The organism is Demequina ureilytica (assembly GCF_048553575.1).
GTDB lineage: Bacteria > Actinomycetota > Actinomycetes > Actinomycetales > Demequinaceae > Demequina.
In genome coordinates, this window is record NZ_JBLZIE010000001.1 from 1,172,092 (window position 1) to 1,192,301 (window position 20,210).

Genomic DNA, 20,210 nt, shown 5'->3' on the forward strand with positions numbered 1-20,210 from the left:
CGCCGATGCGCGGAACCAGTCAGGCCTCGCGTGCGGCGGTGCTTCGGGACTTCGAGCCCGTGGCGACCGCGGCAGGTGACGAGGGCATTGTGATCGCGGAGCAGCTCTTCGCGGTGGTCGACACGTTGGACAAGTCGGGCTCGCTGAGGCGAGCCCTGACGGATCCAGCACGACCCGGTGCCGACAAGGCCACGCTGGTGAAGCGGCTGTTCGGCTCGCTGGACGAGCGCGCCGTGAACGTCGTCGCCGATTTCGCCAACGCCCGCTGGTCGGGGGAGCAGGACCTCGCGGAGTCCATTGACGACGCCGGCGAGGTCGCGGTGTTCTCGTACGCGGAGCACCAGGGGACGCTCGAGGCTGTCGAGGAAGAACTGTTCCGAGTGGAGCGGGTGCTGACTGCAGAGCGCGACCTACTGGTGGCGATGAGCAACCGGTCCGCGACCAAGGCGCAGCGGCTCGCACTGCTCGAGGGCACGCTCGGCGGCAAGCTGCGTCCCACGACGCAGGCGCTGCTGACCCGAGTGGTCGGGATGCCGCGCGGGCGGCGGCTGATTCCCGCCATCAACGCGCTGCTGGAGACCGCGGCTGCGCGGCGCGGCCGGTCGGTGGCGAACGTCACTGCCGCCGTCGAGCTCAGCGCTGCGCAACGCACCCGGCTGGGCGAGATCCTTAAGCAGGCGTACGGTCGCGACATGCAGATCAACGTCGCCGTGGACCCCGAGGTCCTGGGCGGCATCCGAGTTCAGGTTGGTTCCGAGGTGGTGGACGGAACCGTCCTTAGCCGCCTCGACGAGGCACGACGACGACTCGTCGGCTAGCGAAGACTACAGCCGCGAACGCGGTAGTGACAGGAGAGATGAGACATGGCTGAGTTGACGATCAGTCCCGACGAGATCCGGGACGCGCTCGACAGCTACGTGAAGTCGTACGAGCCGTCCGGCTTCGTACGTGAAGAGGTGGGTCACGTGACCCTCGCCGGCGACGGTATCGCCCGAGTCGAGGGACTTCCCGGGTGCATGGCGAACGAGCTGCTGCGCTTCGAGGACGGCACTCTCGGCCTCGCGCTCAACCTGGACGTCCGCGAGATCGGCGTCGTGGTCCTGGGCGAGTTCACGGGCATCGAGGAGGGCCAGGAGGTGCACCGCACCGGCGAGGTCCTCTCCGTCGCCGTGGGCGACGGCTACCTCGGCCGCGTGGTGGACCCGCTGGGCACCCCGATCGACGGACTTGGCGACATCGAGACCGACGGACGCCGCGCCCTGGAGCTCCAGGCGCCCGGCGTCATGGCACGCAAGTCGGTGCACGAGCCCCTGCAGACGGGCCTGAAGGCCATCGACGCCATGATCCCGATCGGCCGCGGGCAGCGCCAGCTGATCATCGGTGACCGCCAGACCGGCAAGACGGCGATCGCGATCGACACGATCATCAACCAGAAGCAGAACTGGGAGACGGGCGACCCGACCAAGCAGGTGCGCTGCATCTACGTCGCGATCGGTCAGAAGGGTTCGACCATCGCCGCAGTGCGCGGCGCGCTCGAGGAGGCCGGCGCTCTCGAGTACACGACGATCGTCGCCTCTCCGGCATCTGACCCTGCAGGCTTCAAGTACCTCGCCCCGTACACCGGCTCGGCCATCGGCCAGCACTGGATGTACCAGGGCAAGCACGTTCTGATCGTCTTCGACGACCTGTCCAAGCAGGCCGAGGCGTACCGTGCCGTGTCTCTGCTGCTGCGCCGCCCCCCGGGCCGTGAGGCCTACCCCGGCGACGTGTTCTACCTGCACTCTCGCCTGCTCGAGCGTTGCGCGAAGCTGTCCGACGAGATGGGGGGGGGCTCGATGACCGGCCTGCCGATGATCGAGACCAAGGCGAACGATGTGTCGGCCTACATCCCGACCAACGTGATCTCCATCACGGATGGCCAGATCTTCCTGCAGTCCGATCTCTTCAACGCCAACCAGCGCCCCGCCATCGACGTCGGTGTCTCGGTGTCGCGAGTCGGCGGCTCGGCGCAGATCAAGGCCATGAAGAAGGTCTCGGGAACGCTGAAGATCGACCTCGCGCAGTACCGGTCTCTCGAGGCGTTCGCGATGTTCGCGTCCGACCTGGACCCGGCCTCGCGTCAGCAGCTGACCCGCGGTGCGCGCCTCATGGAGCTGCTCAAGCAGCCCCAGTACACGCCGTACCCGGTCGAGGACCAGGTCGTGTCGATCTGGGCCGGCACCAAGGGCAAGCTCGACAAGGTTCCGGTTGCTGACGTGCTGCGCTTCGAGCGCGAACTGATCGACCACCTGCGTCGGAACACCTCGGTGCTCACCGACATCGCCGAGTCCGGCAAGATGTCGGATGACAACGAGGCGGAGCTCGAAACCGCCATCGACGACTACCTCTCGACGTTCCTCGCCTCAGAGGGCACCGAGCTCACCACCGATTCGTCCACCGCCAGCGGCGAGGATGTTGAAGTTGAGCAGGAGCAGATCGTCGCGAAGAAGAAGAAGTAGGGACCGATGGGCGGACAGCAGCGCGTCTACCGGCAGAAGATCCGGTCGACTCAGTCGCTCAAGAAGATCTTCCGTGCGATGGAGCTGATTGCGGCCTCTCGCATCGGTAAGGCACGCGCCCGCGTGGCCGCCGCGACCCCTTATTCGCAGGCGATCACACGGGCCATCAGCGCTGTGTCGATCCACTCCGACGTCGAGCACCCGCTCACGAGCAAGCGCACCGACACCAACAAGGTGGCGATGCTCGTGGTGAGTGCCGACCGCGGCATGGCGGGCGCCTACTCGGCGAGCGCGATCCGCGCGGCGGAGAGGCTTCGCCAGAATCTCGAGCGCGACGGCCGGGAGGTCGTGCAGTTCGCGGCGGGTCGTCGGGCCGTGTCCTACTACAACTTCCGTCAGCGTGAGCTGGCGGGGAAGTGGACGGGCGGCTCGGACTCACCGGACGTGGAGACCGCCACCGAGATGGCCGATGCGCTCTACAAGGCGTTCACAGCAGCGCCAGAGGACGGCGGCGTCTCCGAGATCCACATCGTCTACACGCACTTCACCTCGATGGTTGCTCAGGAGCCGCGGGTCATTCGCCTGCTGCCGCTGGAGATCGTCGAGGGAGTGGCCGAGCCCGGGGACGAGGTCGAGCCGCTGTACGAGTTCGAACCCTCGCCTGAAGAGGTGCTGGACGCACTGTTGCCGCGCTACATCGAAGCGCGCCTGTACAGCTGCCTGCTGCAGTCCTCGGCGTCCGAGCTGGCGAGCCGCCAGCGCGCGATGAACACCGCCGTGTCCAATGCCGAGGACATCATTCGTCAGTACACCCGGCTCGCCAACTCGGCGCGCCAGTCCGAGATCACCCAGGAAATCAGCGAGATCGTCTCGGGCGCCGATGCGCTCGCGGCCTCGTGATCGGAAGCGAGACACCCATGACCCCCACCGCGAAGACCGCGAAGAAGCCGGCAGGCGACAAGCCCGCCGAGACGAAGGACGCCCCGGCGCAGGCCGTGACCGGTCGCGTTGCCCGGGTGATCGGCCCCGTGGTCGACATCGAGTTCCCGGCTGACGCCATCCCCGACATGTACCACGCGCTCACGACGGAGATCGATCTGTCGGCGCAGGGAGAGGGCGAAGAGGGCGGCACGCTGCACATGACGCTCGAGGTGGCACAGCACCTGGGCGACAACATGGTGCGCGCGATCGCGCTGAAGCCCACCGACGGCCTGGTGCGCGGCGCCACAGTGGTCGACACCGGCGAGCCCATCTCGGTTCCCGTGGGCGACATCACCAAGGGACACGTCTTCAACGTGACCGGTGAGGTGCTGAACGCCAAGGAGGGGGAGGTCATCGAGGTGACCGAGCGGTGGCCCATCCACCGCAAGCCCCCGGCCTTCGATCAGCTCGAGTCCAAGACGGAGATGTTCGAGACCGGCATCAAGTCGATCGACCTTCTCACCCCGTACGTGCAGGGTGGAAAGATCGGCCTGTTCGGCGGAGCGGGCGTCGGCAAGACGGTGCTCATCCAAGAGATGATCTACCGCGTCGCTAACAACCACAACGGTGTCTCGGTATTCGCCGGAGTGGGCGAGCGCACCCGTGAGGGCAACGACCTGATCGAGGAGATGACCGAGTCCGGCGTCATCGAGCAGACCGCCCTGGTGTTCGGCCAGATGGATGAGCCGCCGGGCACGCGCCTGCGCGTGGCGCTATCGGCACTGACGATGGCGGAGTACTTCCGCGACGTGCAGTCGCAGGACGTGCTGCTGTTCATCGACAACATCTTCCGCTTCACCCAGGCCGGCTCCGAGGTGTCGACCCTGCTGGGCCGCATGCCGTCCGCCGTGGGCTACCAGCCCACCCTCGCGGACGAGATGGGTCAGCTGCAGGAGCGCATCACCTCGACCCGCGGCCACTCGATCACCTCGCTGCAGGCGATCTATGTGCCCGCTGACGACTACACCGACCCGGCACCGGCGACGACGTTCGCCCACCTGGACGCGACCACGGAGCTGTCACGTGAGATCGCCTCGCGCGGTCTGTACCCCGCGATCGACCCGCTGACCTCCACCTCGCGCATCCTCGACCCGCGCTACGTGGGCCAGAAGCACTACGAGACGGCGAACGCGGTGAAGTCGATCCTCCAGCGCAACAAGGAGCTGCAGGACATCATCGCGATCCTCGGTGTCGATGAGCTTTCCGAAGAGGACAAGATCATCGTCGCCCGCGCACGCAAGATCCAGCAGTTCCTGTCGCAGAACACCTACATGGCGAAGCAGTTCACCGGCGTGGACGGCTCGACGGTGCCGCTGAGCGAGACCATCGAGGCCTTCGACGGCCTGGTCAACGGCAAGTACGACAGCATCGCGGAGCAGGCCTTCTTCAACATCGGTGGTCTTGAGGACCTGGACAAGAACTGGGCCCGCATTCAGAAGGAGATCGGCTGACCATGGCCGGCGCCCTGACCGTCGACATCGTCGCCCCGGACCGCACGCTGTGGTCCGGGACGGCGGAGCGCGTGATCGCCCCCTCCGTCGAGGGCGAGATCGGCCTGCTCGCGAACCACGAGCCCGTCCTGTCGCTGCTCCGTGCGGGTTCCGTGCGCGTGCGCAGCGAGAAGGGCGACTGGAGCGAGTTCGCGATCAAGCGCGGCTTCATCTCGTTCGACCACAACATCGTCAACATCGTCGCGGAGCCGGCGGAGTCGCAAGAGGACTGACCCGTGCGAACTCACCCATGCGGGTAGTGATCGCGCGTTGCGCCGCTCGCTACAGCGGACGGCTCAGCGCGCATCTGCCTCTCGCCACGAGAGCGATCATGCTGAAGGCTGACGGCTCGGTGCTGCTGCATTCGGACGGCGGCTCGTACAAGCCGCTCAACTGGATGAGCCCACCATGCACCACCCGTGAGGTGGTGCCGGACGAGCCCCAAGCATCGGCCGGTGTGACCGCGGTGTGGACTGTCCAGCACGACAAGACGGACGATCGGCTGGAGATCGAGATCCACGAGGTGCTCGCGGATACCGAGCACGAGCTCGGCGTGGATCCGGGCCTCGTCAAGGACGGCGTCGAGGCGCACTTGCAGGAGCTGCTCGCCGCCCAGATATCCGTGCTCGGCGACGGTCACACCCTCGTGCGCCGCGAGTACCCGACGGCCATCGGGCCGGTGGACATCCTCGCGCGCACGTCTGAGGGCGCGGCGGTCGCGGTGGAGATCAAGCGCCGTGGTGACATCGACGGCGTCGAGCAGCTCACGCGCTATCTCGAGCTGCTGAACCGGGACCCGCTCCTCAGCCCCGTCGAGGGGGTGTTCGCGGCCCAGGAGATCAAGCCGCAGGCGCGAGTGCTCGCCCAGGACCGCGGCATCCGGTGCCTGCTCCTCGACTACGACGCGATGCGCGGCGTGGACGATTCGAGCACGCGCCTCTTCTGAAGCCGCCACCACCCACTGCCACTCCCAATGGCCCATGTGACGGGTGGGAGCCCAGTGATGAGGGCGCTGTCCCACCAGACACTCGAGTCACTCGGGTCCCATCGTCCATTGGGAATGGGGAGAGAGATGCACCTACCAGTCGGTAGAAATGTTCGCAACGTTTCGTTAGACTCAGGGACATGACAACGACGCCTGAGACCTTCCCCGACGACTTCCTGTTCGGAGCCGCGACCGCCTCGTACCAGATCGAAGGCGGTGCCCACGAAGGTGGCCGCGGGCCATCGATCTGGGACACCTTCTGCGCGACCCCCGGCAAGGTGGTGGGCGGCGACAACGGTGACGTGGCGTGCGACCACTTCCATCGCTGGGAAGAGGACATCGACATGATGGCCGAGCTCGGCCTGCAGGCGTATCGCTTCTCCATCGCGTGGCCCCGGGTCCAGCCGCTCGGCACGGGGGAGTTCAACGAGGAGGGAATCGCGTTCTACCGCGGCATCATCGACCGCCTCAAGTCCAAGGGCATCACCCCCATGGTCACGCTCTATCACTGGGACCTCCCGCAGGCCCTGGACGATCAGGGCGGCTGGCTGTCCCGCGACACCGTGGATGCCTTCGCGGTGTACGCGCGGCGCATGGCAGAGGAGTTCGGCGCCGACGTCGATAGGTGGGCGACGCTGAACGAGCCCTGGGTGGCCGCGTTCGTCGGATACGGTGCCGGCGCACACGCCCCCGGGCATGCCGACGACGCGGAGGCGCTGCAGGTGGCCCACCACCTCAACCTTGCTCACGCGCGGGCGTACCGCGCCATGAAGCAGGTGCGGGGCGACCTTGACATCGGCCTCGTGAACAACTGCCACACCCCTCGCCCGTGGGACCCGTCGAGCGACGCAGACCGCGCGGCGGCGGACCATATCGACGCGCTGGCCAACACGATGTTCCACGACCCGTTCATCACGGGTCAGTACCCCGCGGTGCTGCTGCCGAACACCGCGCATCTGACCGACTGGTCGTTCCTGCACGACGGCGATCTTGAGGAGATGCTGGGCCAGGTGGACTGGTTCGGAGTCAACTACTACGCGTCCCACGTGGTCCGCCACAACCCGAACAAGGGCAAGGAGAGCACCAAGCTCGCGACCCTCGCGGACGGTCACAAGGCGGGCACGAACTCCCCGTGGCCTGGGGACGAGGAGATCGAGTTCATGCCCCCCACGGGCAAGGTGACGGCGATGGGCTGGAACGTCGACCCCTCCGCCTTCCACGCGCACCTCATGAAGATCCACCGCGAGACGGGCAAGCCCATCTATGTGACGGAGAACGGCTCGGCGTGGGACGACCAGATCGACGAGGACGGCCGCGTGCGCGACATCGACCGCGTCGAGTACTTCCACGGCCACATCGGCGCCGTGCTGAAGGCCATCGGCGAGGGCGCGGATGTGCGCGGCTACCTGGCGTGGTCGCTCATGGACAACTTCGAGTGGGCGCAGGGCTACGCCAAGCGGTTCGGCATCGTGCACGTCGACTACGACTCCCTCGAGCGCCGCTGGAAGGACTCGGCCTACTGGTACCAGGAGGTGCTGCGCCAGCGCGCCGTCGTTTCCGTCGAGCAGGCCGATGCGCTTGCGGTCACTCCGCCGCGTACCTTCTGAACGCCTCACGTGAGTAGAGCGCCCGGCCGATGCGCGCATCGGCCGGGCGCTCTACTCACGTGAGGCGTTCAGAAGGTACGCGGCGGAGTGACCGCAAGCGCATCGGCCTGCTCGACGGAAACGACGGCGCGCTGGCGCAGCACCTCCTGGTACCAGTAGGCCGAGTCCTTCCAGCGGCGCTCGAGGGAGTNTCCAAGCGCCCGTATGGAGAGCCGCACCCCGAGCTCGACGTCGACCGCGCGGCAAATGCCACGGGCGGGCGACGCGAGCCAGGTCCGGGCGGCGAGGAGTACATCGTCGTGACGCCCCGGCCCACCGACAAGACCTACGTGTGTCCCGCGTGCCGGCAGGACATCCCGCCGCGCACGCCGCACTTGGTGGCCTGGGCCGCGGACGGCCTGTTCGGGGCCGAGCAGGCGGCCGCTCAGCGGCGACACTGGCACACCCACTGCTGGAACACCTTTGGGAGGAACCGTGGCTGAGGCCGACGAGAACGCTGAGAACGAAGACATCCGCGCGATGACGGTGCTGCCGGCGATCCGCGAGGACATCGTGCTGCGTACCGAGGACGGGCTGGAGCTGGTGGGGGAGCTGGCGCTTCCCGCCAACGGCGAGGTGCGCGCGACGCTCATCACGCTGCACCCCCTGCCGACCCATGGCGGATTCATGGACTCGCACGTGCTGCGCAAGGCCGCGTGGCGTCTGCCGCACCTTGCGGGGCTGGCGGTGGTCCGCTTCAACACGCGCGGCACATCCTCGCCGAGGGGCACCAGCGAGGGAGAGTTCGAGGAAGGCGACGGCGAGGCTGCTGATGTCCGGGCCGCCGTCGACTTCGCGATCGCGAGGGGTCTGCCCCATCGGTGGCTGGTGGGCTGGAGCTTTGGCACTGAACTCGCGCTCATGCACGGGTCGGAGCTCGATGTCGAGGGTGCCGTCCTGCTATCGCCGCCGCTGCGCCGCGCGGGCTCCGAGGATCTCGAGCGCTGGGCGGAGTCGGGCAAGCCGGTCACCGCGCTGGTGCCCGAGCACGACGACTTCCTGCAGCCAGCCGAGGCGCGCGAGCGGTTCGCGCCGCTGACGCAGGTCGAGCTGATCGCCGTCGACGACGCCAAGCACCTCTGGGTAGGCGAAACGTATGTGCGGATCGTGCTCGACGCGATCGTCGCGGCAGTCGCACCGGAGCGCGGGCCCCTTCCCACCGAGGTGCAGGCAGACGTGGTGCAATAGGGGGGACAGCCCGCCGCCCGTCACCAGGGAGACTCCATGAGCCTGATCCCCGACGCCGCCCCCGTGGTCCTCCTCAACGCGTTCCCGCTGGATCGCCAGCAGTGGGAGCCCCTCATCGCCGTCCTGGGCGATCGTGTGCGCGGCGATCTCATCACGTTCGACATGCCCGGCATCGGCGAGATGCCGCTGACTGACGAGGATCCCGGGCTGGACCTCATCGCGGACGCCGCCGTGCTCGCGATGCGCGAGGCGACCGGGGCGCAGGCAGCGGTGTGGATCGGCTGCTCGATGGGCGGGTATGTGGCGCTCGCGGTGGCCGAGCGGTGGCCCGATGCGGTCGCTGGGCTGGGCCTGGTGTGCACCAAGTCAACGGCCGACGATGACGCGGCGCGCGACAAGCGCTACGGGCAGGCCGATGCCGCGGAGGAATCCGGCGGCCACCCCGACCCGAGCGCCGCAGCCGAGGGCATGGTCGGCACCGAGGGACGGGGACGCGACGAGCTCGTGGAGTGGGTGGCGGACAACGTGGGCCGTCAGCGCGGGGACGGCATCGCGTGGGGTCAGCGGGCCATGGCGGCCCGCCCGGACCGCACCGAGGTGCTGCGCGCCGTCGGCGCTCCCGTCGTGGTCGTACTCGGTGAGAAGGACGGGATCGTGAGCCGGGCGGATGGCGATCACATGGCTGAGGCGGCAGGCGTGGAGCCCATCGTGGTGGAGGACGCGGGGCACCTGGTCGCCCTCGAGGCCCCGGCGGCCACAGCCGATGCGCTCGCGACGCTTCTCGAGTCCTGACGCACGTCAGAAGTGACCGACCGTCGGCTCAGATCGCGTTGAGGGCCGTGAAAGTCACCCACCTGAGGTGGGGGAGCGGGTCAGCGGGGTTCAGGAACCCCAGTCGTTGCCCGCAGCCAGACGCTTCGCCAGCGCGTCCGCCAGCGGCATTGACTCACCATCCCGCGCGCCCCGACCGAGCTCAAGAGGCGGCTCGCCCGGCTCGAGAGTGACGCCCTTCACCATCCCGCGCAGGCTGCGTGGGGCGGACATCACGTAGAACTCGCCGTCCGTGCCCACGGCGACGCTCAGGTCGCGCTTGAGGTACCACCCGAGGAGGTGCGTGCGCAGACGCGAGCGACCGTCGTACGTCCGCGCCGTCAGGGGGACAGGGACGAGCCCCGCCGCGTGCGCCTCCTCAGCGAACTTGCGCACCAGCTCGGCGGCGCGACGTGTCTGTCCATCCCGCTGCCGGTCGAGAGCCTCGGCCCGTCGCAGATGCGGCGAGGTCGGGGAGTCGTCGACCATCGGTCAGCTGTTGCGGTTCGCGGCCGGCTCGGACTCGGCAGAGTCCTCGTCGCCCTCGTCGTCGGGAGACTGCGCCGAGGGCGCGGAATTCGATGACGAGACCCCCGCAGCCTTCTTGAGGCTTGCGACCGGGTCGGATCCGAGCAGTCCACGCAAGTCGTCGAGGTACCCGGTGATGGACTCGCGCTGACGGTTGAGCTCGTCGACCTCACGCGAGGCATTGTTGCGCTCGCGCTCCGCGTCCGAAACGGCCTCGGAGATGATCGACTCGGCGTGCTCGCGCGCGCCGGAGACGATCTCGTCCGCGTTGTTGCGCGCGTTGGTGAGCAGGGTCTGGGAGTGGACCTCGGCCTCGCGTCGCACCGTTTCGGCGCGTTCGAGAGCGGCGCTGAGCCGCTCCTCGGCCTCGTCCGCCCGCACTCGGGCGTCCTCGACCATCGCGGCGCCCTCGGCCTGGGCTTCGGCGAGGCGACGGCTGAGATCCTGCTCGGCCTTCTCGCGACGCTGCGCGATCTCGACGAGCAGGTCCTCACGGGTGCGGCGAGCCTCCTCCTGGGCGGCTTCGGCGTCGGCGTGCGCGGCGGCGCGCTCCTCCTCGGCGTCCTTGCGTGCCCTCGTGAGGATCAGCTTGGTCTCGGCCTCCCCGTCCGCCACGCGCTGCTCCGCCGTGGCCTGGCCCGCGGCGATCGCCTTCGCGGCCTCGCGGTCCGCGCCTTCGCGCGTCTGCAGTGCGTAGGCGTCGGCCTCGCGCCGCGTGGTCTCGGCGTAGGCATCGGTCTCGTTGCGCAGGTGGGCGTCGTAGTTCTCGGCCTCCCGTCGCACACGAGCGGCGTGGTCGTCGGCCTCTCCGCGGGTCGTCCCCGAGTAGTCGTCCGCAGCCTTGCGAGTCGTGACGTCGTAGCCGTCCGCGTCCTTGCGCACGCCGCGCGCGTACGTCTCGCCGGCCTCCCTAGTGGACAGCGCGTACGCGTCTGCGCCGTGGCGGGTGTCGGCGTCGTAGCGGTCGGCCTCGGCACGAGTCTCGTCGGCGTACTGGTCGGCGGATGCGCGGGTGTCCTGGCCGTAGGTGTCGGCTTCGGCGCGGGTGGTGTCCGCGTATTGGTCGGCGGCGTTGCGTGTTGCGGCTGCGTCGTCGTCGGCGGATGCGCGGGGGGTGGCGGAGTACTGGTCGGCGGAGGCGCGGGTGTCCTGGCCGTAGGTGTCGGCTTCGGCGCGGGTGGTGTCCGCGTATTGGTCGGCGGCGTTGCGTGTTGCGGCTGCGTCGTCGTCGGCGGATGCGCGGGTGGTGGCGGAGTACTGGTCTGCCGCAGTGCGGGTGTCCTGGTCGTACTGGTCAGCGTCCGCACGGACCTTGTGTGCGTCCTCGTCGGCCGATGCGCGGGTGTCCTGGCCGTAGGTGTCGGCTTCCGCGCGGGTGGTGTCCGCGTATTGGTCGGCGGCGTTGCGTGTTGCGGCTGCGTCGTCGTCGGCGGATGCGCGGGTGGTGTCGGAGTACTGGTCTGCCGCGGTGCGGGTGTCCTGGTCGTACTGGTCAGCGTCCGCACGGACCTTGTGTGCGTCCTCGTCGGCCGATGCGCGGGTGTCCTGGCCGTAGGTGTCGGCTTCCGCGCGGGTGGTGTCCGCGTATTGGTCGGCGGCGTTGCGTGTTGCGGCTGCGTCGTCGTCGGCGGATGCGCGGGTGGTGTCGGAGTACTGGTCTGCCGCGGTGCGGGTGTCCTGGCCGTACTGGTCCGCGTCCGCACGGACCTTGTGTGCGTCCTCGTCGGCCGATGCGCGGGTGTCCTGGCCGTAGGTGTCGGCTTCCGCGCGGGTGGTGTCCGCGTACTGGTCGGCGGCGTTGCGTGTTGCGGCTGCGTCGTCGTCGGCGGATGCGCGGGTGGTGTCGGAGTACTCGTCCGCCGCGGTGCGGGTCCGGTCGTTGTACTCGTCGGCACCGTCGCGCAGCTCGGCGGCGTCCGCCTCCGCCTGGGCGCGGATCTCCTTGGCGTCGCGATCCGCGTCGGCGACAGTACTCTCGCGATAGGCGTCCGCTTGGGCACGGGTGTCAGCGTCGTAGGCATCAGCCTCGCGCCTGCTCGCGGTCGCATAGTCCTCGGCGTCCGCACGAGTGAGGTCGTCGTACTCGTCGGCTTCGGCGTGCAGCGAGTCGGCCTCGCGCTGGGCCTGCTGGCGGAGGTCTCTGGCTTCGGCCTCGGCGTCCGCTCGAAGGGCCTCGGCGTCTCGGTTGGCCTGGGTGAGGAACGTCTGCGCCTCGTTTCGCATGCTCGCCGCCTGCGACTCGGCGGTGGCGCGCACGTCGGACGCCTCTGCTTCGGCGGCAGCGAGGGCGTCGGCCGCCTCGGCGTTGATCCCCTTCGCCTGGTCCCGGGCCGCCGCGAGAGCGGCGTCGGCCTCAGCGTGGGTGTTCTCGGCGTCCGCCTGCGCCGACTGAACGAGCTCGTCCGCCTCTGCGCGGGCCCCGTCGACCAGCTCGGTCGCCTCGCGCTGCGCGTTGACGCGCAGCTCGGTCGCCTCTCGTTCGGCGGTGGCTCGCAGCGTGTGAGCGTCTCGGTCCGCCGTAGCCCGGCGTTCTGCGGCCTCTGCCTCCATCGCCGATGAGGTGCGCTCGGCCTCGCGGCGCGCCTTCTCGATGATCTCGGCCGCCTGGCGCCCGGCCGCGTCGCGGGCGTTGGTCGCGTCCGTCTCTGCGGCCGTGCGGATCTCCTCGGCTTCCCGCCGGCTCTGCGCGAGTATCTCGGCTACCTCGTTGTCGGCCCGTGCCCGCAGTTGCTGCGCGGCGACGTTGGCGCGCGCCACCGTGTCCTGCGCGTGCGTGTTGGCGCGCTGCACGACGTCCGAGGACTGTTCCTCCGCTGACCGCAAGAGCTGCTCGACGCGTGCGCCCAGTCCCTTGTAGGTGGGCTGCTCGGACTCTCTGAGGGAGCGCTGAGCCTCGTCGAACTGCGCGCGGATCTGCGCGGCGTCGTGCTGCGCCTGCTCCGCGGCTGACTTGGCTTCCTTGACCGAGTCCTCCAGTCGGGCGATGTGTGCGGCTACGGCCTCGCGGTCGTAGCCTCGCATCGCGACTGGAAACGGAAGGCTCTCATCGGGCATGCTTGTCTCCTCTCGCGCGGCCCGAACGGGCCGCGCGGTCCGCTCCCCAGGGTAGTGCGCGGCCTGAGGTGAGACAAAGCGGGAATGTGAGGCGTTACCCCCTTGTCCTAGAGTGGACGTGTACACCTGGAGGTTTGAGTGAGTCTGAGGTCAACCGCGCTCGTAGCGGGCGTGATCGGCGCGCTGCTGCTCGCAGCAGGTCTGGTCGCCGAGTCGCAGCGGCCGCCGCGCCACGTGACCGCGTCCGCAAGCGTCGACACTGCCATCGTGGTCTATGAGGCGGAAATGGTCGCCTTCGCTGGCGATTCCCGCATCGCGGTCTCGGGTGAGGGCCCGATCGTCGCGCGTACGGCCAGGCCAGCTGACGCTGAGGCGTGGCTGGCGGATCACGAGGCGACGCTCGTGACCGGGCTGCCCACCTGGGAGACGCTGTCGACCGAGGCCTTCGAGGCCGCGACGGCCTCCCCCTCCCCGTCGGCGTCTCCCTCGGCCTCCGAGGAGCCGGCGGAGGAGTCGAGTCCGAGCCCGAGTCCGAGCGCCTCGCCCTCTGCGGGCGAGGATGCGGAGTCCGAGCCAGTCGACATCCTGGCCCAGACCTCCCAGGATCACTGGCGCGCCGAATGGCGGGGCGAGGACCGGCTGTCGATCCGCGGATCGGATGTGCCCCCGGGCGAGACCTTGGTTATCGTCAGCTCAGACGGAACAGACCTCACGGTGACCGATCTTGCGCTCACCCGCGACGTCGACGACGGGTGGATCGCACCTCTGATCTGGTGGGGCGCCTTCCTGCTCGCGGTCGGCGTGATCGCCCTTGTGCTGCGATTCGTGGACCTTCGACCTGCGCAGGCGCGCGGCGAGGAGTGGATGGCCAAGCGCCAGCGCGCGGGCGGCGACGGCGACGAGCCTCGGCCCCGCAGCCGCCGAGCGCGACGTGCCAACGGTGAGCACCTACCGGAGGCGAGCCTGGACGAGGACGAGCAGCCCGCATCGGCCAGCTCGCCCGCGTCCCCGAGCTCGGATGATCCCGAGCCGCGTGCCCACGCAGATGATGAACACAGCGACGACGACCAGCGTCCGGGAGAGGAGCACCGATGAATCGGCTCATGATCGCCGGCGCCGCCACGGCAGCCGGGACGCTCGCGCTCTCGGGTTGCGTCGCAGAGGTTCCGGCCCCCGTGACATCCGCTCCGCCGATGACCGAGGCCGCAGCACTCCTCGAAGACCAGAGCACACGAATCGTCGAGGAGACCCTCGCAGAGCTGTCTGCGGCGGACGAGGCCCGTGACACGGAGCTGCTGAACGAGCGCGTGGGTGGCGATGCCGAGCTGCTGCGTGGCGTCGAGTACACGCTCGCGGAGGCGGAGGACGGGCCCGACCTGACGGAGATTCCGTCGGAGATTCAGGCCGCCTATGTCTCCGGAGACGAGGAGTGGCCACGCACGCTTGTCGCAGTGACCGAGCAGGCCTCCGAGGACGTCACGCCGGTGGTGCTCCTGTGGGTGCAGGACTCGATCGACAGCGAGTACCAGTTGCGCGGGTGGGCCCACATGGTGCCAGGCGCTACGTTGCCCGCGATGCCCGGGACGTCATCCGGAGCGGAGCAGCTCGAGATGACCAGCGACGCCGTTGACCCGACGCCAGAGACGGCCCTCACCGACTACGTCGAGCTGCTTCGCGAGGGAGAGGGCTCGGACCTCGAGGATGTGTACGCCGCGGACTCGTATCGCGAGCGCCTGTTCGCGGCGCGCGAGACGCTCACTGAGGCCGCCGAGGATTCCGATGGCGAGTACTCCGAGACCATCGACACCAACGTGGATCGCTCCTACGCGATGGAGACTGCGGATGGCGGTGCGCTCGTGTTCGCGCCGGTGCGTATCCAATCGTCGTTCACGGTCGAGGACGCCACCGTGTCGATCCCCGAGGACGACGAGCCACTCCTTGACGGTGAGCTCGAGGACACCGTGACCCATGAGTATCTCGACCTGATCGTGCTGTACATTCCCGGTCCGGACGTCGACGAGCCGCCTGCGGTCGTCGCGGCCGAGCACACCCTGATCCAAGTCTCCGATAGTTAGGCGAGCATGACTGCTGACCACCCCGAGGTGCCGCTGCGCGGCTCCGTCGACCTGTCCCAGCTCCTCAAGAAGGACGAGCCGCCGGCGCCTGCGCCTGACGCGGCGGGCGCCTCGCCCGCGCCCATCGTGGTGACGGAGCAGAGCCTCCAGGAGCTGGCGCAGACGTCGGCGCAGGTTCCCGTGGTGATCGTGTTCCTCTCGAATGCCTCTCCAGCCTCCAAGGAGCTGGTCGAGCGAATGCGTACGGCGGTGGCTCGCTATGACGGCGCGTTCGTGCTGGCGACGTGCGACATCGACACGCAGATGTCCGTTGCTGGGGCCTTCCAGGTCCAGTCCGTCCCGACCGTCATGGCGCTCATTGCAGCCCGGCCAGCGCCCCTGTTCCAGGGCAACGCGGAGGACGAGCAGATCCGCAGCGTGCTCGACCAGGTGCTGGAGATCGCACAGCAGAACGGCGTCACCGGCCGCGTGGGCGGGGCACCCGTACAGCCTCAGGGCGAGCCAGAGCCCGAGCCGCTGCCTCCGCTGCACCAGGAGGCGTACGACGCGATCGAGCGCGAGGACTACCCGGCGGCGATCAATGCCTACGATCGCGCGCTACGGGAGAACCCCAAGGACGCCGACGCCCGTGCTGGGCGTGCCCAGGTGGCGCTCATGGAGCGCAGCCGGCTCGCAGACCTGGATGCGGTGCGGGCCGCCGCCGCCAACGCCCCCGGCGACATCGATGCGCAGATGGCTGTGGCCGACCTCGACGTCATGGGAGGGCAGGTGGAGGACGCCTTCGCCCGTCTGATCGACACCGTGCGTACCAGCGCGGGGCCGGAGAAGGAGAAGCTCCGCGTGCGGCTGCTCGAGCTGTTCGATGTCGTGGGCGCGGACGACCCGCGAGTGGTGCAGGCCCGCCAGGCGCTCGCGGCCGCTCTCTTCTAGACCGCTCGCGCCCTCCGCGGCACGCCCAAGGGCGGAGACCGTGCACGTCCTCGCCGCCCTGGAGTGCACCGGGGTGGATCGCGATGCATCGGGCTGCGCGGCGGCGCCCGGATCGAGCAACGTGTGCGCGGTCGCTCCACGGTCACTCTGGTCGTCGAGCGCGGTGTTGACCTGAACTGATCGAACGCTTAGCATCGGGGTCAGAGTGAACGCTAACATTACGTTCGCCGTGCACGACGCTCGAAGGAGAGCCCATGACGCAGGTAGGCCCCAGCCCCACGGTCGTGCCGACCTGTGGTGCCGATTGCCGCGGCCTCTTGCGTGCGCTCGCCACCCCACCCGCCATGCGCGGATGCCGCCTGCCTTCGAGCCCGCCTGCCGCCTGAATCCCTGGCCCCGTGCTTCGGCACAGGCGCCTTCACCCCCATCCGAGAGGACGCAATGATGCGCACCACCCCTCCCATGCTCAGGCCGGACGTAATTCCGGCGCGAGCGCGACGCTCCCGAGCACCACTGGCCGCCCTGGCCGCCCTGGCCGGCCTGGTCGGCATTGCGGCAGCCGTCGCCGTGCCCAGCGGTGCGACTGCCGCGATCGCCGACCTCCCTGACCCCGTCGCGGCGTACCCGCTCACGACGGACGCCTCCGACTCCGTCGGTACCGCGGACGGCACCGCCGTCGGCGCAGTGACCTTCGGTACCGAGGGCGCAACCCTGCCCGGCGGCTCCGCGTCGACCACCGACTACGTGGAGCTGCCCGGCGACACGTTCGAGGGCCGCGACGAGTTCACCGTGTCGATCTGGGTCAAGGCTTCGACCGGATCTGGCAACTACTCGGCGATGTTCGTCGGCACCGAGCCCCAGGGGACAGACAACATCCCGGTCAACTACTGGCTGCTCAACCCCCGCAACCCCAGCGGCAACTTCAAGACCGTCGTGACCGACGGCTCCAGCACCACGGCGCCATGGGGCACCGAGGTCGGCCCCGCTGGGCCGTCTAGCGTGTCGCACAACGGCGTGTGGACGCAGTACACGACGGTGATCTCGGACGACGCGATCACCGGCTACGTCAATGGGGAGAACATCGGCAGCGCGAGTCGCAGCATCGCCTTCTCCAGCTTCGGTACCGAGCTCGACGCCTACCTGGGGCGCTCGAACTACCTTGCGGATCAGACGTGGGCCGGTAGCCTGCTCGACCTGCGCGTCTACGGCTCCGCCCTGGACGACGCGACGGTCGCGGATGTGTTTGCCGATGCGCAGGACGCCCCCACCCAGGCAGTGGTGGCCGCCGAGGGCGCCGCTGCTCTTGACTTGGGGAACACCGGCAACGTGACTGACGATCTGACGCTGCCCACCGCCGGGGAGTTCGAGACCACCATCGCGTGGAGTTCCTCGAACGAAGCCGTGGTCTCGAACACCGGTGAGGTCACGCTCGGCGCCAGCCCCGAGACCGTCACCCTCACCGCCACCGTGACGGCCGCAGGGGGCGCCACCGCGACGCGCGACTTCGTGCTCAACCTGCCGGCCCAGCCTGCGGACGCCGCCGAGGTCGCGGCGTCGTTGCTGCTGCCGTTTGTGCTCGCTGGAGGCGACACACTGCCCACGGCGCGGCTCGGCGCCGACATTACTTGGGCGAGCTCGGACACCGCTCTGGTGACGAATGCGGGCGACGTTGTCGGCTCGGTCTCCGGCCTTGAGCCAGTCACGCTCACGGCGACGGTCGCTCTCGACTCCTCGACCGCGACTCGCGAGTTCTCACTCATGGTCGCCGAGATGGATCCTGCCTACGCTTCGGGCTACGCGCGTAACCCGGGTGGGCCGCTGAACTCGTCGATGCACCTGTCACTGTCCTACGACGGATTGTCCTACGAGGCGCTGAACCTCAACCAGGGCGTGCTGTTCGCCGGCGCTGACTTCGACGCTGAGCCGGTGAACGGCGTGGCGAAGGAGCTCGCGGACCCCTCCATCTTCCGCATGGAAGATGGTTCGTTCGGCGTCGTGGCCACCCGCACCAATGAAAACGGTGCGGCCGATGCACTCGCCGATTCGAGCGTGCTGCTGTTCACCTCTGACGACCTGGTCTCCTTCACCGAGGTGGGACTGGTGGATCTGGGTACCGAGTTGACCGTGTCCGACCCCGCTGTGGTCTTCGACGGCGCCGAGGGCGAGTACCTCATCGGCTGGGAAGGCTCCGACGGCGGGTCGTACGTGAGTGCGACCGCAGACTTCGAGACCGTGTCCGCCGCTGAGCCGGGCGTCATCCCGACCCGAGCGGCGACGGCTCCGGCGGCCTCCGGCGCGCAGGCGGGCGAGGCAGTGGTACTCACGGCCTCCGAGGCCGACGTGCTCGACCGTCGCTTCTCTCGCGTGGTTAACACCACTGTCGACGAGCCCGGCGCCACCGCGGTGGCTTACGGGGACGAGGTGCCGAACGATCTTGGTGACGTGACCGCTCACTACACCGACGGTTCATCCGCGCCGGTGCCAGTGGATTGGGACCAGGCCGAGATCGACGCGATCGACACCACCCAACCGGGCACTTACGAGGTGACCGGTGACGTCCGGGCGGCGGACTACCCGTTCCCCATGACCGGGGAGCAACTCGCCGATCCTCAGGTGTTCCTGTTCGAGGGCTCGTACTACCTCATCGCCACGAACGAGCAGGGGATCGCGCCCCCAGGCGGAAGTGGTCGCGGCCAGGCGGGTCTGTTTATCCGCAAGGCGGACACGATCGAGGGTCTGGCGACTGCACCCCGCAACTGGATTCTCACGGACACCACCAATCTCGCGTGGGCGCCTGAGGTACACCAGATCGACGGCGACTGGTATCTCAACTGGGCGCGTGGCGGCGCGTGGAACCAAGTCAAGGCGACCGTGGTCAAGCTGAACGAAGGCGGGGACCCGGCTGTCCAGGCCGACTGGGACTGGGCGAATGCCGAGGAGGTCGTGCGGTCGGACGGCAGCTCGATTCAGCCGGACGGCATCACTCTCGACATGACCTACTTCGAGGTCGGAGGCACCTGGTACACGATGTGGTCGGACCGCCCGATCACACCGGTGACAGGGACCGCGGACATGAAGATCGCCACGATCGACCCGGCAGACCCCACGCGGTTGACGTCTGACCCTGTCACGGTCATCCGTCCCCACTACAGCTGGGAACGCTACTCGACCGAGGTCGTCGAGGGGCCCTATGCGCTGATTCGCGACGGCAAGATCGTCGTGAGCTTCTCCGGCAATGGCGTGGACACCACCTACGCGGTCGGTCAACTCGAGGCGGACCTGGATGCAGACTTGCTGGACCCCGCATCCTGGTCTCGCACGAACGCGCCGCTCCTGAACTCGGCCAACATCGCTGGACAGGCCGGACCCGGTCACAACGCGTACCTGACGGACGAGCATGGGCAACTGCTCACCGCCATTCACGCTCGCAACGGCTCCGGCCGCAATGCGACCGTACGCGTGGCTCACTGGGGTGCCTTCGGCAACCTCGTGTTGGACATGACCCCGGATCGTCACGTGCTCCCCGAGAACCGCGTCGTGACCGCTCAGGTGATTGTGGGGGAGGGGCCGGACGTGGAGTTCGTCGACGTCACGGAGCACTCGTCGGAGTTCTATGACGAGATCATGTGGCTTGCGAGCCAGGGCATCACGCAGGGGTGGGAGACGGAGAACGGTACGGAGTTCCGTCCGTGCAACGCGATCACTCGTGATGCGATGGCGGCGTTCCTATATCGCCTAGCGGACGAGCCGGCCTGAGTGGACCCGGTGAACCCGCCGTTCGTGGACATCACGTCCACCAACACGGAGTTCTACACCGAGATCACCTGGCTCGAGGACACCGGCATCACGACCGGGTGGCAGACGGACCAGGGAACGAAGTACCTCCCGTTCCGTTCGACCACCCGTGACGCGATGGCGGCGTTCCTCAACCGCTACGACAACCTGCAGGGCTAACAGCTCAGCACAGACGAGGGCCCCCGCACCGAGAAGGTGCGGGGGCCCTCGTCTGTCGTAGCCGATATGTT

The 20,210-nt window shown here is 68.6% G+C and carries 17 protein-coding genes; 15 read left to right on the forward strand and 2 right to left on the reverse strand.

The window, feature by feature from the left end; genetic code table 11:
* Positions 1–5 precede the first annotated feature (5 nt).
* The 10 genes from ACNI3K_RS05410 to ACNI3K_RS05450 all read left to right on the forward strand — a co-directional run bounded on the left by ACNI3K_RS05410 (position 6) and on the right by ACNI3K_RS05450 (position 9,580).
* Entirely contained in the window at positions 6–818 is an 813-nt protein-coding gene (locus ACNI3K_RS05410; RefSeq protein WP_419390819.1) for a F0F1 ATP synthase subunit delta, read from the forward strand.
* A gap of 45 nt (positions 819–863) precedes the next feature.
* Positions 864–2,498 (forward strand): F0F1 ATP synthase subunit alpha, encoded by a 1,635-nt coding sequence (gene atpA / locus ACNI3K_RS05415; protein WP_419390820.1) that lies wholly within the window; start codon positions 864–866, stop codon positions 2,496–2,498.
* 6 nt (positions 2,499–2,504) lie between these two features.
* Positions 2,505–3,398 (forward strand): F0F1 ATP synthase subunit gamma, encoded by an 894-nt coding sequence (locus ACNI3K_RS05420; RefSeq protein WP_419390821.1) that lies wholly within the window; start codon positions 2,505–2,507, stop codon positions 3,396–3,398.
* 17 nt (positions 3,399–3,415) lie between these two features.
* The gene (gene atpD / locus ACNI3K_RS05425) at positions 3,416–4,930 is read left to right on the forward strand and encodes a F0F1 ATP synthase subunit beta (protein WP_419390822.1); all 1,515 of its coding nucleotides are present in this window, start codon (positions 3,416–3,418) and stop codon (positions 4,928–4,930) included.
* A 2-nt stretch (positions 4,931–4,932) separates the two neighbouring features.
* Complete coding sequence (locus ACNI3K_RS05430; RefSeq protein WP_419390823.1) at positions 4,933–5,202, forward strand: F0F1 ATP synthase subunit epsilon; 270 nt, start codon at positions 4,933–4,935, stop codon at positions 5,200–5,202.
* A gap of 17 nt (positions 5,203–5,219) precedes the next feature.
* Positions 5,220–5,915, forward strand: coding sequence for an endonuclease NucS (gene nucS / locus ACNI3K_RS05435; RefSeq protein WP_419390824.1), 696 nt, complete (start codon positions 5,220–5,222; stop codon positions 5,913–5,915).
* Between the two features lie 179 nt (positions 5,916–6,094).
* Positions 6,095–7,561, forward strand: a complete 1,467-nt coding sequence (locus tag ACNI3K_RS05440; protein ID WP_419390825.1) for a glycoside hydrolase family 1 protein — start codon at positions 6,095–6,097, stop codon at positions 7,559–7,561.
* 29 nt (positions 7,562–7,590) lie between these two features.
* Positions 7,591–8,043, forward strand: coding sequence for an Rv1322 family protein (locus ACNI3K_RS13080; RefSeq protein WP_518486591.1), 453 nt, complete (start codon positions 7,591–7,593; stop codon positions 8,041–8,043).
* 37 nt (positions 8,044–8,080) lie between these two features.
* Complete coding sequence (locus ACNI3K_RS05445) at positions 8,081–8,788, forward strand: alpha/beta hydrolase (protein ID WP_419391109.1); 708 nt, start codon at positions 8,081–8,083, stop codon at positions 8,786–8,788.
* A gap of 36 nt (positions 8,789–8,824) precedes the next feature.
* Entirely contained in the window at positions 8,825–9,580 is a 756-nt protein-coding gene (locus tag ACNI3K_RS05450) for an alpha/beta fold hydrolase (protein WP_419390826.1), read from the forward strand.
* A gap of 90 nt (positions 9,581–9,670) precedes the next feature.
* Here the strand turns inward: ACNI3K_RS05450 and ACNI3K_RS05455 are convergent, their stop codons facing one another.
* Both ACNI3K_RS05455 and ACNI3K_RS05460 read right to left on the reverse strand, forming a co-directional pair.
* Complete coding sequence (locus ACNI3K_RS05455) at positions 9,671–10,087, reverse strand: hypothetical protein (RefSeq protein ID WP_419390827.1); 417 nt, start codon at positions 10,085–10,087, stop codon at positions 9,671–9,673.
* 3 nt (positions 10,088–10,090) lie between these two features.
* Positions 10,091–13,180, reverse strand: a complete 3,090-nt coding sequence (locus ACNI3K_RS05460) for a hypothetical protein (protein WP_419390828.1) — start codon at positions 13,178–13,180, stop codon at positions 10,091–10,093.
* Between the two features lie 138 nt (positions 13,181–13,318).
* Here ACNI3K_RS05460 and ACNI3K_RS05465 point away from each other — a divergent pair, with 138 nt between their 5' ends.
* The 5 genes from ACNI3K_RS05465 (at position 13,319) to ACNI3K_RS05485 (ending at position 20,139) form a co-directional block, all read left to right on the forward strand.
* A complete protein-coding gene (locus ACNI3K_RS05465; RefSeq protein WP_419390829.1) occupies positions 13,319–14,275 on the forward strand; it encodes a hypothetical protein in 957 nt (318 codons plus the stop codon).
* Positions 14,272–15,255, forward strand: coding sequence for a DUF8094 domain-containing protein (locus tag ACNI3K_RS05470; protein WP_419390830.1), 984 nt, complete (start codon positions 14,272–14,274; stop codon positions 15,253–15,255). Before ACNI3K_RS05465 ends, ACNI3K_RS05470 begins: the two co-directional genes overlap by 4 nt.
* A gap of 6 nt (positions 15,256–15,261) precedes the next feature.
* Positions 15,262–16,185 (forward strand): tetratricopeptide repeat protein, encoded by a 924-nt coding sequence (locus ACNI3K_RS05475; protein ID WP_419390831.1) that lies wholly within the window; start codon positions 15,262–15,264, stop codon positions 16,183–16,185.
* A 444-nt stretch (positions 16,186–16,629) separates the two neighbouring features.
* A complete protein-coding gene (locus ACNI3K_RS05480) occupies positions 16,630–19,941 on the forward strand; it encodes an immunoglobulin-like domain-containing protein (RefSeq protein WP_419390832.1) in 3,312 nt (1,103 codons plus the stop codon).
* A complete protein-coding gene (locus ACNI3K_RS05485) occupies positions 19,942–20,139 on the forward strand; it encodes a hypothetical protein (protein ID WP_419390833.1) in 198 nt (65 codons plus the stop codon). It begins immediately after the preceding gene.
* Positions 20,140–20,210: the final 71 nt, after the last annotated feature.